The following is a 15,619-nucleotide window of genomic DNA, read 5'->3' on the forward strand; positions in this document are numbered from 1 at the left end:
TGAACCATGCGGTTCAACATGTTATCCGGCATTAGCCCCGGTTTCCCGGAGTTATTCCAGTCTTATAGGTAGGTTACCCACGTGTTACTCACCCGTCCGCCGCTAACGTCAAAGGAGCAAGCTCCTCGTCAGTTCGCTCGACTTGCATGTATTAGGCACGCCGCCAGCGTTCATCCTGAGCCAGGATCAAACTCTCCATATTAGAGTAAGCTTGATATAGCTCTTTCGATTGATTCAGTCAATCAGTCTATCAGTACGTTGTACTGTGTTTTATCGGAATTAACGTTGACATATTGTCATTCAGTTTTCAATGTTCATTAATTATGGATGGAGCGGGTAATGGGAATCGAACCCACAACATCAGCTTGGAAGGCTGAGGTTTTGCCATTAAACTACACCCGCGTAGTATTAAAATAATAAGTCAGTTGATGCGGCCGAGAGGACTTGAACCTCCACGGGATCTCTCCCACTAGGCCCTCAACCTAGCGCGTCTGCCATTCCGCCACGACCGCTTGGATGCGCAACTCATTACAACAATAAATATTATATAATGTTTAAAAAGTCTTGTCAACATTAAATTAATATTTTTTTAATGTTCTTAATGAACTATTAATATCTATTTTTGCGACGTATTTAAGAATACTACATTTACTAAATCTTGTCAATAGATTTAATAAAGTCACTCAGAACTCTCTATTCTTGAGACGACTTTTAGAATTATAGACTCATTTTCAATAGAAGTCAACACTTAACTTCAAATTTTTTCTAATAATCTAAAAGTGTAGTATCTATGAAGATTAGATCTTGATACTACACTTTAAATTTATAATTCTTTTAACTTAGAACCACACTGACCACATCTCATTTTAACTAAATTCACCCGTCGTATTCTATAGTAATCTTGTCCACAGTTTCTACAACGATAATGGTGATTTACACGTTCATTGTAGGTCATCGTTGGTTGACAGAATCTCGGAGCTCCTACTTTTTGACATAACTTTTTGAAGTCAGTATCTTTATGCTGATATCCTTTTCCTTGAAGATGTAAAAAGTAATGACACAATTCATGTTTTATGATATCTCTTACCGCTTCTTCTCCAAATAATTCATATTGCTTAGGATTAATTTCGATATGATGTGATTCTAGCATATATCTTCCGCCTGTGGTACGAAGTCGTTTGTTGAAATAAGCACGATGCTCAAATGTGTCATCAAAATAACGTAACGCTATATATTCTACTAAATATTGGAGTTCATTATCATTCATGTGGCGCAATCATTGTCAAAGCAACCTTACCTTTTTGTGTATCTATTTGATCAATCCACACTTCAACAATATCTCCTACACTCACAATATCTAAAGGATGTTTGACAAATTGAGTTGATAATTTTGATATATGTACGAGTCCATCATTTTTTACACCAATATCAACAAACGCACCAAAATCCACGACATTTCTAACGGTTCCATTGAGTTTCATTCCCTCTTTTAAATCCTCAATTGAAAGCACATCTGATTTGAGTTCAGGTGTTGGATAATCATCACGCGGATCTCTATTAGGTGCCATAAGCGCTTTAATAATATCTTCTAAGGTTGGTACACCTATATTTAAACGGTCAGCGCAACTTACCTTATCTACGGACTTAAGCACCTCATTTGAAGACTCATTTCCTATGCTCTGAATATCAATGTTTAAGTCTTCTAATAATTCATATGTTGCATTATAACTTTCTGGGTGAATGGAAGTATTATCTAACGGTTCATCACCATCAATGATTCTCATAAATCCGATACTTTGTTCAAAAGTTTTCTCTCCTAAACGTTTCACTTTTTTAATAGCTGAGTGATGTTTAAATAAACCGTTTTCTTCACGGTACTGTACAATGTTATCTGCAATTTGTTTTGTTAACCCTGAAACATGTTGAAGTAAAGTACTTGAAGCTGTATTCACATTTACCCCAACTTTGTTTACTGCCGTTTCAACAACAAATTTCAATGTTTCGTTAAGCGCCTTTTGATTGACGTCATGTTGATATTGCCCAACCCCAATTGACTTTGGATCAATTTTAACAAGCTCGCTCAATGGATCTTGAACACGTCTTCCTATTGAAACAGCACTTCTTTCTTCAACTTGAAAATCCGGAAATTCTTCTCTTGCAATATCAGATGCAGAATATACGGATGCCCCTGCTTCGTTTACGATTAAATATTTCATATCTAATTGGTGTGTTCGAATCATATCCGCTACAAACTGTTCTGTCTCTCGACTTGCTGTACCGTTTCCAATTGCAATTAAATCTATGTCATGCGCTTTTACCATATCAATAAAAATTTGCTCCGCTTCTTTATGCTTAGAATGTGGAGGATGAGGATACATCACTGACTTTGCAATAAATGCCCCAGTCTCTGTAATAGCTGCAAGCTTACATCCCGTACGATATGCCGGATCAACACCGAGTACTTTTTGATTTTTTAAAGGTGCTTGTAGTAAAAGACTTTTTAAATTTTCACTAAAAATGTCAATCGCTTGAGTTTCTGCTCTTTCAGTTAAATCATGACGAATCTCTCGCTCAATTGACGGGAATATTAAACGTTTCATCGCATCTACTACTGCTGATTCAACAATTTGTGATAACTCATGATTTGATTTCACTTCTTGTTTTAGAATAGCTTGTGCAAGCTGATTTTGATCCATTGTTATTTTAACAGTAATGACTTTCTCCTTTTCTCCTCGATTCATCGCGAGAATACGATGGTTCGCAACTTTTCGAATCGGCTCTTCATAATCATAATACATTTCAAAAATTTGCTTTTCATCTTCCGCTTTCTTTTTCTTTTGAGTCACAATGATTCCCTGTCTTTGTGTCAATTCCAATATTCTTTTTCGATAAACCGGGTAATCTGCAATATGCTCAGCAATGATATCTTGCGCCCCTTGTATTGCATCATTAGCTGTAGGTACTTCTTCATTTAAAAAAGATTGCACTTTGTCTTCTAAAGTTGTTGTAGGTTCTTGCTTATAAATCCATGTTGCAAAGTCTTCCAAACCTTTTCGTTTAGCTTCTGTTGCTCTTGTTTTTTTCTTTTGTTTGTACGGTCGATATAAATCTTCAACACGTTGTAGTTTTGTTTGCTTTAAAATTTCTGATTTTAAATCTTGTGTTAAAAGTCCTTGTTGTTCAATGCTATGTATGACTTCATCTTTACGTTTTTGTAGATTGACCATATACTGATATGAATCTGATATCGCTTTGATTTCAACCTCATCGAGTCCACCTGTCATTTCTTTTCGATATCTCGCAATAAATGGTACTGTATTTTTTTCTTCTAATAACTTTAAAACTGCTTCAATTTGTTTTTGGGTAAATTGATACTTTTGTTGTATTGCTTGAATCATTGAAGAATCCATATGAGCCATCCTTTCATAAATCAATCTTCTTCATTTTAACATTTTTTAGATGTTCAGCCTAATCACTATTTTTAATCAAAATAAATAGCCTTATTCAAACTACTCAAGTTGAATAAGACTACTTTTTATTCTTTAGCTGCTTCTTGTAATTTTTTAATTGCAGTACGTTGTAATCTCGAAACATGCATTTGGCTCAAACCAATGCGCTCACCTGTTTCTTTCTGACTTAAACCTTCAATAAATGTACATTGAATGATTTCACGTTCTCGGTCAGATAATATTGGTAATATACGTTCAAGAATCATACGTTTTTCAGTAAGTTCATAGTTATCATCTTGATTTCCCATAATATCTAACAATGTTACAGTTGAGCCATCTTTATCAGCTTCAATCGAATGATCCACACTTAAAGCGTTATAACTTTGTCCCATTTCCATTGCTTCAAGCACGTCTTCGTCAGAAACTTCTAGTCGTTCAGCAATTTCATGTATAGATGGCGAACGCTCGAGTTCATGTGTAAGTTCGTCGCTCACTTTTTTAATTCGCGGTCCAATTTCCTTAATTCGTCTTGGGACATGAACACTCCACGTTTTATCACGTAAATACCGTTTAATTTCACCAATCACAGTTGGTACTAAAAATGCTTCAAACTTCCGGTCAAACGATAAATCGAAGCGGTTAATTGCACCAATCAAACCAACCATACCCACCTGAACTAAATCTTCATGGTGGGATTGTCCTTTAGAGTACTTGTATGCTAACGATTCGATTAATTTTTCATAATGTTTAACCAGTTGTTCTTGTGCATGTTCATCATGATTTTTCTGATGTTGTTGTATCCATTCATTGATTTGTTCAGGTGAAACGGTCTTAACTGATTTCTGCTCTTTCGTCATTGTTTGGCACCTGCTCTTTTCTGATATACTTAATCATACTAATCGTTACACCAGTGTCTTTGTCCACAGTCACTTCATCCATGAGCGACTCTATCAAGAATAATCCTAAACCACCTTCTCTTAAAAAGTCAACGTTTTCATTTTCTTGATAAGGTCCTAATTGTGATTTCGTAGCTTGATAGTCAAAGCTTTCTCCTTGATCAGATACGGTAATTTTTATGTATTCGTTAAAAATTTCGAATACGATATTTATAAACCCTTTTTCTTCTTTATTTTTATATGCATGTTTAACTGCATTAGTTACTGCTTCACTCACAGCAATTTTTGCATCTTCAATATCATCATATGTTGCATTAGATTGTGTAAATACACCGGATAATGTCAAACGTATTAAACTTACATATTCAGCTGATGCCGGAACTTTCATTTCTATAAAATCATTAGCTTGTCCCATTGTTATTCAGCCTCCGTTCCTTCATTCACGTGCATTAAATCACTAAGTCCTGTAATTTCAAATAAACGTTTAATACGACCATTGGCACCATGAATATATAATTCTTTATCATGTTGATTTAAAGCTTTTAATGTCCCTACAAATAACCCAAGTCCAGTAGAATCCATATAGTTTAAATTTGTTAAATCAACGTAAATATCATGTTGTCCTTCTTGGCGCATTGGTACGAGTACACTTTCAAGTTCAGGAACCGTTGCAACATCCAACTCTCCCTCAACTTTTACTTCATAACGTGACTCTAATTCTTTGGTATCTATATTAAGATTCATAATTGGTACCACTCCTACATTTAGTATCTACTAAATAAACTTACCCTTTTTAATTGAGTTTAATCCATATTTTAGTCTAATGCACCCGTTTTATTATTAAAATTGTTAAATCGTCACGTTTACATTTTCTTTGAAGTCGTATTAATTCCTCATATAATAATTGAACGATATCTTGTGGATGTAAATGTTTATATGTTTGAATAAATTGAAATAAATATTCTTTAGTAATAAATTTACCATTTTCATCACGTATTTCAGTGACACCATCAGTTAAAATTATGATTAAGTCATTAACATGAATTTGAATTTCTTGTTGTTCATAACGCATATGAGGGCTCACCCCTAGTACACGTCCTCTCACTTCTATTTCCTCAAATTCGTTAGTTTCCGCTCGGAATATATACCCAGGCTCATGCCCAGCCGAACTACAGTATAAAATATGATTTAATTCTTCATATAATCCATAAAACATCGTTACAAACATATTTTGATTAATATTTTTTTCAACAACACGATTCAAACGTTTTAAGCCATCATTTGGTAATTGTGAATATCCATAAGAGTCCATTCCAAATTTAATCATACTCATCGCGAGAGCTGCTGGAATACCTTTACCGATAACATCAGCTACCGCGAAACTCATCGTCCCATCTTTATGATCAATTAAGTTAAAGTAATCACCACTAACTTGATGAGCAGCAACTGAAATAACACCGATTTGGATACTATCAAACTGAGGAATATCAGCTTTAAGCATCGTCTGTTGTAATTGTGATGCAACGTCCATTTCTTTTTCATGGACTTCCATACGATCTACAAGTTGCTGATAGTCAGAGTGATTGTAATCAAATTGTTGGATCACCGCTTCTAACCAGTCCATACTCAGTTGAACTTGCTCAGGTGTTAATGAGTGCGCTTTTAAATATTTTTTATGTATATGCACAAGCTCCTTAGGTGGCAAAGTTTCTGTGTCATTAATAGTTGGAAAAGAAGCTTGCAGCTCAGATATACTGTATTGTTCGCTTTCATAAAGCAACTTTTCTAACATTTGGAAATAAACCGACTCTATATCTTGTGACATCTCACAAACCTCCTTTTTAGTCACGAGGATGACGTGGCAAACTCAGAGAATCTTCCGAGTATATGATTAAAACAATATTTTCTTTTAACTACGTATTCAATTCACTTTAGCTCGCAATCACTTTAACATACTAAAGCGTAAGTAATGAAATATGTAAGAGGCATATTAGAAACGTTAACAAAGCATTTCAATCTATCCCATATAAAAATAATAGTTTAAATCATAAACCATTCATAAATTTGAATTGTTTTCCACTACAAAAAGAAAAAGAATGGTTGATGTTTCAATAACAAAAGTGACCTGTATAAAACAAGCTCTTACTATTGATAGCCCAATCACAAACCATCCTTTAATCGCTAAATCTTTTAACCTTTTTTATGTTGATGCATATGTAGTCCTAAGCTAATACCAAGTGCATTATTAACTTCTTTCATTTTATTTTCCGAAAGATATGTAAGTTTTTCTTTCAATCTTTTTTTATCCACAGTTCTGATTTGTTCTAACAATATAACTGAATCTTTATCTAGTTTATATTTGTGCTTCTCAATTTCAACATGTGTAGGTATTTTAGCTTTGTTAATCCTACCTGTAATAGCCGCGACTATTACAGTAGGACTATACTTATTTCCAGTATCGTTTTGAATAATAACGACGGGTCTTACTCCCCCTTGTTCAGACCCTTGTACTGGAGAAAGATCAGCTAAATAAACATCTCCTCGCTTCATCTATTCATCCTTGCTATTTGTTAGATGAGATTCGTTACAATCACACGCTTCACATTCTACAGAATATGCTTCAGTCGCTAGGGAGAGATTTAAATCAGCCATTTGAACATAACCTTCTTTTAAAGATTGCTCTAAGTTTTTGGATCTTGTTTGATTGAATGTTGACATAAATAGGACCTCCAAATCAATACAACACTTAATTAGTCTAATTACCAATTATAATAACAAAAATAATGTTATTACACCATACTATTTTAACAATTCGTTCGATATTTCATAATTTTGTTGGTATTGATAAATTCTTGGGATACGTCGACCAAAATTACATAGCACTTCATAATTGATGGTATGTTGCTGTTCTGCAATGGTTTCAAGTGATTGAGGATGGTGCGCTTGTTGCTCTAAAATCACAACTTCATCCCCTATTTTTGTCTCTTCTGGTACATGAACAGCAGTTTGATCCATACTCACTCGTCCAACAACTTCACATTGCTGACCATTGATACTTACAAACGCACCTTGCATATTTCTTAAAAACCCATCTGCATATCCAATTGGTAGTAATGCAATATGCATATCCGATTGCGCTGTGTAAGTCTCGCCATATCCTATCGTTTCACCGGCCTGAACTGCTTTAACTTGAGTCACTTCAGTGACAAGTCTAACAGCCGGCTTTAATGAAACATCTGTTTCAGCTTCTATAAAAGGCGTTGGATAATAGCCATACAAAGCAATACCAGGTCTAAATGCCGTACATATTCCTGTATCAAAACGTAAAGTACCGGCTGAATTTTGAACATGAATATAGGCTGGACGTTCAGCACTTTCAATTAAAGCTTCAAAACGTTCATATTGTTGTTGTGATGATTGATTGTCTTCATCAGCAGAAGCAAAATGAGAAAAGGCACCTTCAAATTCAAAATTTGGATGTTCATGAATCATTTCAATAATTTCTTGGTAAGTTTGAGCGTCCTTCACACCCAAACGATTCATTCCTGTATCGAGTTTAATATGTAACCATACTTTTTTCTCAAGTGAATCATCAACATGTGATATTGTTTCGATAAGCCACTCTTTTGAAGGAACCGCAATGGCGACCCGATGTTGTATTGCTTTATTAATTGTATAGGGCGGTATACTTGATAAAATCAATATTTTTTCTCTAATGCCATGCATTCTTAATTCAATAGCTTCATCTAATGTTGCAACACAAAAAAATGTTGCACCTAATGTTTTTAAATGATTAGCAATCGCAATACTGCCTAAACCATATGAGTTCGCCTTTACCACCGGCATTATTATCTTGTCAGGGTGTTGACGGTCTAGTGATTGATAATTATGTGTAATTGCTTCTAAATCAACGTTCATAACGGTTGAACGATAATATTTATCTGACATACTGTCACGCTCCAACTTTTTCTAAAATTACTTGACTCACTGCATAATGTTCTGTGTGAGAAATCGACACATGTACGTAATATCCATCAAATTGAATATAAGGCTTACCATTAGCATCATTCTCACAATGAATGGACTGGAATGATACCTCTTCCCCTATACCTGTGCCTAATGCTTTACTGAAAGCTTCTTTCACCGCAAAGCGCCCTGCTAAAAACTCTATTTTTCTTACTTCATTTGATATACTTTGATACCTTTCAAGTTCACCTTCCGATAAAATACGATGTGGCAATCGAGGTTGTCGCTTTAATATCTTTCTTATCCTTGGTATCTCTACTAAATCTATCCCTATTCCAACAATCATCTCATCCCTCTTCCACAAAGTTGTTCATTCGATATCTTCGTGCGTATCGTTAGTTTGATACGTATCCTCAATATTTATACTTCTCTGTTTAATCATTTGATTCACGCTTTGCCCGTTCTCTTTGTCTAATAAAAATAAATCATGATTCCCACCAGCAGTAGATAATGTAAGGCTAACTAAATTATATTTTCTCATAAAAAAACCTTCATTAAGTTCCACATTTTGTATGCGAAAAAAAGGAATTTGAACTTGACTCTGCCAAATGAAACCTTTGCGAATAGTAATATAGTCATCATTAAATTGATAACCAAAAATATAATATTGATACTTAGGTTTCAACCATATCGATATGACACAATATAAAATTAAAAAGGCTAGTAATATAAAGATACTATAAAGCATCCACTGACGTATAGGATCATGAACTAAAAAACGTAAAAGATACACCCCTAAAATGATTAACGCTAATATACCCGCATTGATACCAGATACAATACGTTGAACTTTTATGCCTTTTTTACTCATTTTATACATGATCCTCACCCCCTATATACCAGTCAAAACACTGCTGTACCTCGCTACTTTCCACAAATTTAAGTCCAAATCTATGCTCTGAGGCACCGCTTGCGATAATGTAGTTAAAATGCGATAGATGTGCACGCTTCATTAACGGATGATTGATTTTTTCAAAACCAAGTATTTTATTTCGATGTACATAAGTTGTTTCAAAAGTCATCATCTTTAATTGACGTACGATAATTTCATCTGATTTAAGTTTAATACCATCTTTTAATACTGAGAGTAGACTGCGAAGGATTAATAGAACAATCAAAATCCCAATCGGAATCCAAAACCATTTCAAACTATAATAGTGAAAAATCGCCCCTACTCCCAATAAAACCAAACTGTGTACCCAGAAACGACGATGAAATCCTCTCCATGGTAATCCTTCATTAACGGTATCAAAACTGGTTGAAGGGACAAGTGTTTTTAAAATAGATAACGCCTCTTTTCGCTTAATAAATGGCAAAATCATCACATTACCTTCAATCGTTTCATCGTCTAATTTGACTTGCATATCACTGGTAATCATTAAGTGAAAAGATGTAAACCCGAATAGACGTTGTATCACTGATTGTTTTTCGAATACTGCTTGAATTCTTGAAAGTGGTACAGTCATTTGTTTCACATTAAATAAACCGTACCGGACATGAAGTAAATCGCCATTGCGTGTCAATGAAAAGCCAAAATAACGTATAAAATTAATCACTACACCAAGGCCATAACTTAATATCAATCCAATTATAATTAGGATAATTGTCGTATCTATCATCATGTGAAAAACACTATCAATATGACGTGTCAAACTTCCCCACGGAATTAAGTCGTCGATTGCGCCTATAATTGGACCTATAGCAGCAAGTGCAACGAGTAGCGCGTTACTTGTCATAGCCATAAACAATAAATAACGTTTAGAAAGATGAAATAGATGTATATCATTAGCACTAGATTGTTGACGCACTAATGGTTGGTCTGTTTCACTTACGCCATCATCAATACTTTCTTCACGTGTTTCTTCTAAAATTTGATGCTTCACATACTCTAGCTCTCGCCGAATTGCTTCACTTTGTGTACGTGTGATTGTTTCAAGCTCAATACCGTCACTTGGCGTTTTAACGATGAGTTTAACACCTTTCATTAATTGTTGAACGATATTCTCCGTTGTATCAATAGACTGTATCCGCCGAATATTAAGTTCTCTACGCTCATGATTAAGCAGACCACTTGTTACAATAAAGTGTTCTCCTTCTATCCAAAAACGTGTTCTATAAACCTTAATACTATTCATAATGAAACCGAATAATAAAAATACTCCAATGATTCCTGGTACAATAAGTTGCTTTAAATTTGTAAAATCAAACGATTTCAGTTGAAAGAACAAAAAAACCACAATGATAAAAAAGTTTCTTTTAATGACATCCACAATCCCCATAATATATGAAATGGGATGTAACTTCTGAGGTTTATACATCGTCATCACCACGCTTGATGTGATTTAAGCAATATGATTCTAGTCTTTTTGCTTCATCTACTGAAAGATAAGGAAATTTCACCTCATGAGCCGCAGTTGTCAAAGTCAGTATACAGAGATTATGATGACGTAGTAACGGTCCTGAAGAACGTTTTACAAATTGAATTCTTTCAAGTTTAATGACTTCTGTCTTCTGAAACCATACATGACGTTTAATCATAATTTGACGATGTCTGACTTGATATTGCGTATATAAATAGAAAAAGTGAGGGTAAACTAAGTAGCTAATAGTAGTGAATAGCGTTATGAGTGCCAAAACGTAAATCACTTCTTTACGCCACTCTAAATAAAACCACAAAAAGGTGAGACCGCCGATAATTAACAAAAATAGAAACAATTTAATGATATAACTTTGATATAAATATGTATGTGTCCGTTTGGGACTTCTTATAAACGACTCCGCTTCCACTTTATCAATCTCCTTTATAAAGTTATACGTATTATACCATAGATAAATTCTAAACAAATAAGCGCTAATGGTTTATTTTGACCTACTTCATTTAACGCCATCGCTTTAATTGTCTTTAGAAGCAAAAAAGCCAAGAGGTGTACTATCTCCTCTTAGCTCTCTTTCAATGAATCAAACACCCATTATTTTTGATGATCTGCAAATGTACGTCCTTTTTTAACTTTAACATCACGTTTACCTTTAGTATTACCTTTTTTATTAAAAGATTGTTTATGATTTCGAGATGATTTTGAGTGACGTTTATGTCCACTACCTTTACGACCACCTTTTGGTGTACGTGATTTACGTGCAAGTGGTTTTTCAAATGTTAATTGTACTTCTACATCATCATTAGATTCAATCAGTTCTTGTAACAATGCTGTCACGAGTTCTTCTTGTTCATATGTTTCTAGAAGTTGTTTTGCAATATTTTGTATACGTGGTTCTTTATCTGCTTTAACCCAATTTTCAACTTGATTTTTGATTTCATTTTCGCGTGCTTTTAATACTTCTTTACGATATGGAGGACGTAAAGAACGCATTTGTCTTCGATTTGTTTGTTCGATTTGTCTGATATAATCCATTTCAATCGGATTAACAAATGTTACGGCAATTCCATGTTTCCCTGCTCGACCTGTACGTCCAATACGGTGGGTATAACTCTCTGTATCTTGTGGAATATCAAAGTTATAAACATGACTCACGCCAGAAATATCTAATCCACGTGCTGCAACATCAGTCGCCACTAAAATATCTAGTTGGTCATTTTTAAATTTCTTTAATACTTCTAAACGTTTTGCTTGTGTAATATCTCCATGTAACCCTTCAGCTTTATATCCTTTTGATAATAACGCACTAGTGAGTTCGTCTACTCGACGTTTCGTACGCCCAAACACAATCGCAAGTTCTGGTTGATGAACATCTAAGAAGTTTGTAAATGTCTCAAACTTTTCTAATTCTTTAACGATCGTATAATATTCATCAATTTGCGGATCTGAGATTTCATTATTCATTGTTTTAATAATTTTAGGTGACTTCATGAACTTTTGAACAAGTTCTTGAATCGCGTTTGGCATTGTAGCTGAAAATAGCATCGTATGACGATTCTCTGAAGGGAGTTTACTCATGATAAAGCGCATATCATCAATAAAGCCCATATTCATCATTTCGTCCGCTTCATCAAGAATCAATGTTTCAATATCTTGTGTCTTTAACGTACGTCGGTTAATATGGTCAATTACACGTCCAGGTGTTCCAACTACAATTTGTGGTCCTCGTTTTAAAGATTTAATTTGACGGTCAATTGGCATCCCACCAAATACTGTCACGATTTGAACTTTTTGACCACGTCCAAATTCACGTAATTGCTCTGCCACTTGCATCGCTAATTCACGTGTAGGTGCTAAAATCAAAGCACGCGTACCATATTTTCCTTTTACTTTTTCGATTAATGGAATACCAAACGCACCTGTTTTTCCTGTCCCAGTTTGTGCTTGTCCAAGTATATCTACATTATTAAGCGCATAGGGAATACTGTCTTTTTGAATGGGTGTTGGTTCAGTAAATCCCATTGCTTCTAGTGTTTCTGCTGTTGCTTCTGAAACACCTAAATCAATAAAATTTTGCAAAGTAATTCTCCTTTATTTTAAGTAATTCTATACCATTTTATGTCAAATAAGTTTAATCTAACTTCTACATATTACCACCTAAACACCAATATCGCAATAAACGAAATAGACATCGTTTATTATTCCTAGAAAAAAACTAAGATTTAGAACTACGTACATTTTTAAAAGTAATAGTATCGATGATTATCTGTGATACAAATTGTAAAGGGAGTTTGATAGCACATGAAACTTCATGTCTATCTCACTCCCTTTTTATAACAATCTAAGCGCTATTCTCTCACATTTAATAGGCTAATAAGGCATCGACAACTTCTTCCATTTTCATACCTCTAGATGCCTTAACAAGCACAGTATCTTTAGGTCGTATAATGGAACTAATATAGCGTATCATTTTATCTTTTGTATCAAAATGGATGGCTTCTTCAACGAAATGTTTACCTTTTTCATGAATATCCATAGCCGCTTCCCCAAAAGTATATAAGAAATCAATATTTTTCTCTGCTAAATATTTACCTACACTAATATGCATACGCTTTGATTGTTCACCTAATTCTAAAACATCACCAAGTATTAATAATTTTCGTCCATTCATTGTTGATAACGTATCAATTGCGGCTTTCATACTTGTTGGACTTGCATTATATGCATCATTGATGATAATCGCACCATTTTGAGAAACAAGTTTCTCCATGCGCATGCCTGTCAATTTTAAATGTTGTAAACGTTCATGAATCATATCTTCAGGCACATCTAAACGTTGCGCAATGGTAATAGCAATCGCTGCATTACGCATATTATGTTCACCCATTACAGGAAGCGTATAGCGTGATTTGTGGTTAAGTTCAAATGTAATTCCATTTTCGTCTTGTTCAAGCATTTGGCAAACGATATCATTTTTTCGATTTAAGCCAATACTGATTGTACGTGATGTCATCGTAGCAACATGAGGCTCTAGAAGCGGCTCATCACCATCATATAGTAATGTACCTTCAGGTTTGAGTCCTTTCACAATTTCAAATTTCGCTTGTGCAATCCCCTCACGCGATCCTAAATCTTGCATATGTGACTCCCCAATATTTGTAATCACAGCAAAATCGGGTTTTGCGATTTTTGAAAGTAACTCTATTTCATGAAAACCTGACATTCCCATTTCTAGAATAGATACTTCTGTCCGAGTATCTAGCTCTAAAATCGTTAGCGGCATACCAATTTCATTATTATAGTTCCCTTGTGTTTTTTGTACTTGATACTTCCCAGACAACACATTTTCAATCATATCTTTCGTTGTTGTTTTCCCGTTAGAACCTGTAACGGCAATAACAGTAGGTGCAACATACTCGAGATAATGTTTGGCTAATTGTTGTAAAGCAGTTAATGTATCTTTAACAAAAATAACAGGACCATTTTGTGGTGGGTTAATCTCACTATCTTCTTGAAATAATACTGCGCCTGCTCCGTCCTCTAAAGCTTGTTCACAAAAACGATGGCCATCGACATTCTCACCTTTAAAAGGTATAAACAATTGTCCTTTTTGGATTTGACGTGAATCGATGGTTGCTCCTAAAATACAATGCTCTAGGTAGTTTTCATCAATCTGACACGGTTCAATCCATTGTGAGAGTTGTTTTAATGTGATATCAATCATTGAAATACTCCCTCTCAAATTTAATCGATTTTGTATTTGTTCTTTTGTTTATCAGCGTGACGCGCTTTAGCAAGTTCAATAAGTTTTGTGATTAATTCAGCATAAGATACTCCCATATTTTCCCATAATTTAGGATACATGCTAAATTCTGTGAATCCTGGCATCGCATTAGTTTCGTTGATGTAAATTTGTTGATCGTCCGTTACAAAAAAGTCAGCACGTAATAATCCAGAACAATCTGTTGCTTTAAATGCCTCAACTGCCATATCTCTCAATGTCATTTGAACATTTTTATCTAAATCAGCCGGAATTGATAATTTAACTTTACCGTCTTTATATTTAGATTTGTAATCATAAAATGCAACATCTTTAATAACTTCACCCGGCCAAGTTGTTTCAGGGTAATCATTACCTAACACGGCTACTTCAATTTCACGAGCGTTTACACCTTGCTCAATTACTAATTTACGGTCGAATTGAAACGCTTCTTCAATCCCTTTGATTAATGACGCTTCGTCTTCACATTTACTAATACCAACACTTGAACCAAGATTTGCAGGTTTCACAAAAACTGGGAACTCTAATTTATCATTAACCAGTTTTAAAATATTATGTTGATATTTTTCATATTCACTTCTTAAAAAGCTTACATAAGGTAATTGTGGTAGGCCACGATGTGCAAACAATTGTTTCATCACAAGTTTATCCATAGAGCTTGAAGCAGCTAAAACACCATTACCAACATATGGAATATCTAATACTTCAAACAGCCCTTGAATCGTTCCATCTTCACCATTTGGGCCATGAAGTAATGGAAATACAGCATCATATTTTCCACCTAAACTTGAAGTAGTTAGCATTGCAGAGATTTCACCTGCCGCTACATCTGGTAATCTTAATGATTCAATATCTGTAATTGTTTCTGTAATATTATTTTTCTTTTTCCAATCACCATCATTAGTAATATAAATGATATCTACATTGTATTTATCTTTATCGATCGCATTTAATACATTTTGAGCAGTTAATATCGATACATCATGCTCGGCGCTCTTACCACCATAAATGATGCATAATCCTTCTTTTGACATAAGTCCGCCTCCAAATTTTTTTCTAATCTTTATTTTACCATGATAGTGAAATGTAATG

The 15,619-nt window shown here is 34.5% G+C and carries 15 protein-coding genes, 2 tRNA genes, 1 rRNA gene and 1 pseudogene; all 19 read right to left on the reverse strand.

Translation table 11 applies throughout. From position 1 onward, the window contains the following. Positions 1-202, reverse strand: a 16S ribosomal RNA gene (locus tag HHH54_RS07645); the annotation flags it as partial. 126 nt (positions 203-328) lie between these two features. Continuing rightward, positions 329-402 (reverse strand) — tRNA-Gly (locus tag HHH54_RS07650). 27 nt (positions 403-429) lie between these two features. Next, positions 430-512, reverse strand: a tRNA-Leu gene (locus HHH54_RS07655). Between the two features lie 311 nt (positions 513-823). Continuing rightward, positions 824-1,267, reverse strand: a complete 444-nt coding sequence (locus HHH54_RS07660; protein ID WP_198618258.1) for a SprT family protein — start codon at positions 1,265-1,267, stop codon at positions 824-826. Continuing rightward, complete coding sequence (locus HHH54_RS07665) at positions 1,260-3,410, reverse strand: Tex family protein (protein WP_198618259.1); 2,151 nt, start codon at positions 3,408-3,410, stop codon at positions 1,260-1,262. The genes HHH54_RS07660 and HHH54_RS07665 overlap by 8 nt, the downstream gene beginning before the upstream one ends. A gap of 125 nt (positions 3,411-3,535) precedes the next feature. After that, a complete protein-coding gene (gene sigB / locus HHH54_RS07670) occupies positions 3,536-4,306 on the reverse strand; it encodes an RNA polymerase sigma factor SigB (RefSeq protein ID WP_198618260.1) in 771 nt (256 codons plus the stop codon). Continuing rightward, complete coding sequence (gene rsbW, locus HHH54_RS07675) at positions 4,281-4,760, reverse strand: anti-sigma B factor RsbW (RefSeq protein WP_198618261.1); 480 nt, start codon at positions 4,758-4,760, stop codon at positions 4,281-4,283. The genes sigB and rsbW overlap by 26 nt, the downstream gene beginning before the upstream one ends. Before the next feature lie 2 nt (positions 4,761-4,762). Beyond that, on the reverse strand, positions 4,763-5,089 hold the full coding sequence (locus HHH54_RS07680) for an anti-sigma factor antagonist (RefSeq protein WP_198618262.1): 327 nt from the start codon (positions 5,087-5,089) through the stop codon (positions 4,763-4,765). Between the two features lie 76 nt (positions 5,090-5,165). Further along, positions 5,166-5,933, reverse strand: a pseudogene (locus HHH54_RS07685) (PP2C family protein-serine/threonine phosphatase); the annotation flags it as partial. Positions 5,934-6,535: 602 nt separating this feature from the next. Beyond that, positions 6,536-6,895 carry a type II toxin-antitoxin system PemK/MazF family toxin gene (locus tag HHH54_RS07690; protein WP_198618264.1) on the reverse strand — a complete coding sequence of 120 codons (360 nt, stop codon included), beginning with the start codon at positions 6,893-6,895 and terminating at the stop codon, positions 6,536-6,538. After that, a complete protein-coding gene (mazE, locus tag HHH54_RS07695; RefSeq protein ID WP_198618265.1) occupies positions 6,896-7,063 on the reverse strand; it encodes a type II toxin-antitoxin system antitoxin MazE in 168 nt (55 codons plus the stop codon). Positions 7,064-7,144: 81 nt separating this feature from the next. Continuing rightward, on the reverse strand, positions 7,145-8,293 hold the full coding sequence (gene alr, locus HHH54_RS07700; RefSeq protein WP_198618266.1) for an alanine racemase: 1,149 nt from the start codon (positions 8,291-8,293) through the stop codon (positions 7,145-7,147). A gap of 4 nt (positions 8,294-8,297) precedes the next feature. Beyond that, positions 8,298-8,657, reverse strand: coding sequence for a holo-ACP synthase (gene acpS / locus HHH54_RS07705; protein WP_198618267.1), 360 nt, complete (start codon positions 8,655-8,657; stop codon positions 8,298-8,300). 24 nt (positions 8,658-8,681) lie between these two features. After that, a complete protein-coding gene (locus HHH54_RS07710; protein WP_198618268.1) occupies positions 8,682-9,191 on the reverse strand; it encodes a PH domain-containing protein in 510 nt (169 codons plus the stop codon). Next, positions 9,184-10,689, reverse strand: a complete 1,506-nt coding sequence (locus tag HHH54_RS07715) for a PH domain-containing protein (protein WP_198618269.1) — start codon at positions 10,687-10,689, stop codon at positions 9,184-9,186. The genes HHH54_RS07710 and HHH54_RS07715 overlap by 8 nt, the downstream gene beginning before the upstream one ends. Then, positions 10,682-11,158 carry a PH domain-containing protein gene (locus HHH54_RS11320; protein ID WP_198618270.1) on the reverse strand — a complete coding sequence of 159 codons (477 nt, stop codon included), beginning with the start codon at positions 11,156-11,158 and terminating at the stop codon, positions 10,682-10,684. Before HHH54_RS11320 ends, HHH54_RS07715 begins: the two co-directional genes overlap by 8 nt. Positions 11,159-11,340: 182 nt before the next feature. Further along, positions 11,341-12,825: a degradosome RNA helicase CshA gene (gene cshA, locus HHH54_RS07725; protein ID WP_198618271.1), complete on the reverse strand. Its 1,485-nt coding sequence runs from the start codon at positions 12,823-12,825 to the stop codon at positions 11,341-11,343. A gap of 283 nt (positions 12,826-13,108) precedes the next feature. Next, positions 13,109-14,470: a UDP-N-acetylmuramoyl-tripeptide--D-alanyl-D-alanine ligase gene (locus HHH54_RS07730; RefSeq protein ID WP_198618272.1), complete on the reverse strand. Its 1,362-nt coding sequence runs from the start codon at positions 14,468-14,470 to the stop codon at positions 13,109-13,111. Positions 14,471-14,490: 20 nt separating this feature from the next. Continuing rightward, the gene (locus tag HHH54_RS07735; RefSeq protein WP_198618273.1) at positions 14,491-15,561 is read right to left on the reverse strand and encodes a D-alanine--D-alanine ligase; all 1,071 of its coding nucleotides are present in this window, start codon (positions 15,559-15,561) and stop codon (positions 14,491-14,493) included. Positions 15,562-15,619: the final 58 nt, after the last annotated feature.

This window comes from Staphylococcus canis, from assembly GCF_016238445.1.
GTDB lineage: Bacteria > Bacillota > Bacilli > Staphylococcales > Staphylococcaceae > Staphylococcus > Staphylococcus canis.

What these genes read in the sequence shown, in the direction of transcription:
- HHH54_RS07660 (WP_198618258.1), bottom strand. Translation starts at nt 1,267, where the DNA reads ATGAATGATAATGAACTCCAATATTTAGTAGAATATATAGCGTTACGT.
- HHH54_RS07665 (WP_198618259.1), bottom strand. Translation starts at nt 3,410, where the DNA reads ATGGATTCTTCAATGATTCAAGCAATACAACAAAAGTATCAATTTACC.
- sigB (WP_198618260.1), bottom strand. Translation starts at nt 4,306, where the DNA reads ATGACGAAAGAGCAGAAATCAGTTAAGACCGTTTCACCTGAACAAATC.
- rsbW (WP_198618261.1), bottom strand. Translation starts at nt 4,760, where the DNA reads ATGGGACAAGCTAATGATTTTATAGAAATGAAAGTTCCGGCATCAGCT.
- HHH54_RS07680 (WP_198618262.1), bottom strand. Translation starts at nt 5,089, where the DNA reads ATGAATCTTAATATAGATACCAAAGAATTAGAGTCACGTTATGAAGTA.
- HHH54_RS07690 (WP_198618264.1), bottom strand. Translation starts at nt 6,895, where the DNA reads ATGAAGCGAGGAGATGTTTATTTAGCTGATCTTTCTCCAGTACAAGGG.
- mazE (WP_198618265.1), bottom strand. Translation starts at nt 7,063, where the DNA reads ATGTCAACATTCAATCAAACAAGATCCAAAAACTTAGAGCAATCTTTA.
- alr (WP_198618266.1), bottom strand. Translation starts at nt 8,293, where the DNA reads ATGTCAGATAAATATTATCGTTCAACCGTTATGAACGTTGATTTAGAA.
- acpS (WP_198618267.1), bottom strand. Translation starts at nt 8,657, where the DNA reads ATGATTGTTGGAATAGGGATAGATTTAGTAGAGATACCAAGGATAAGA.
- HHH54_RS07710 (WP_198618268.1), bottom strand. Translation starts at nt 9,191, where the DNA reads ATGTATAAAATGAGTAAAAAAGGCATAAAAGTTCAACGTATTGTATCT.
- HHH54_RS07715 (WP_198618269.1), bottom strand. Translation starts at nt 10,689, where the DNA reads ATGTATAAACCTCAGAAGTTACATCCCATTTCATATATTATGGGGATT.
- HHH54_RS07730 (WP_198618272.1), bottom strand. Translation starts at nt 14,470, where the DNA reads ATGATTGATATCACATTAAAACAACTCTCACAATGGATTGAACCGTGT.
- HHH54_RS07735 (WP_198618273.1), bottom strand. Translation starts at nt 15,561, where the DNA reads ATGTCAAAAGAAGGATTATGCATCATTTATGGTGGTAAGAGCGCCGAG.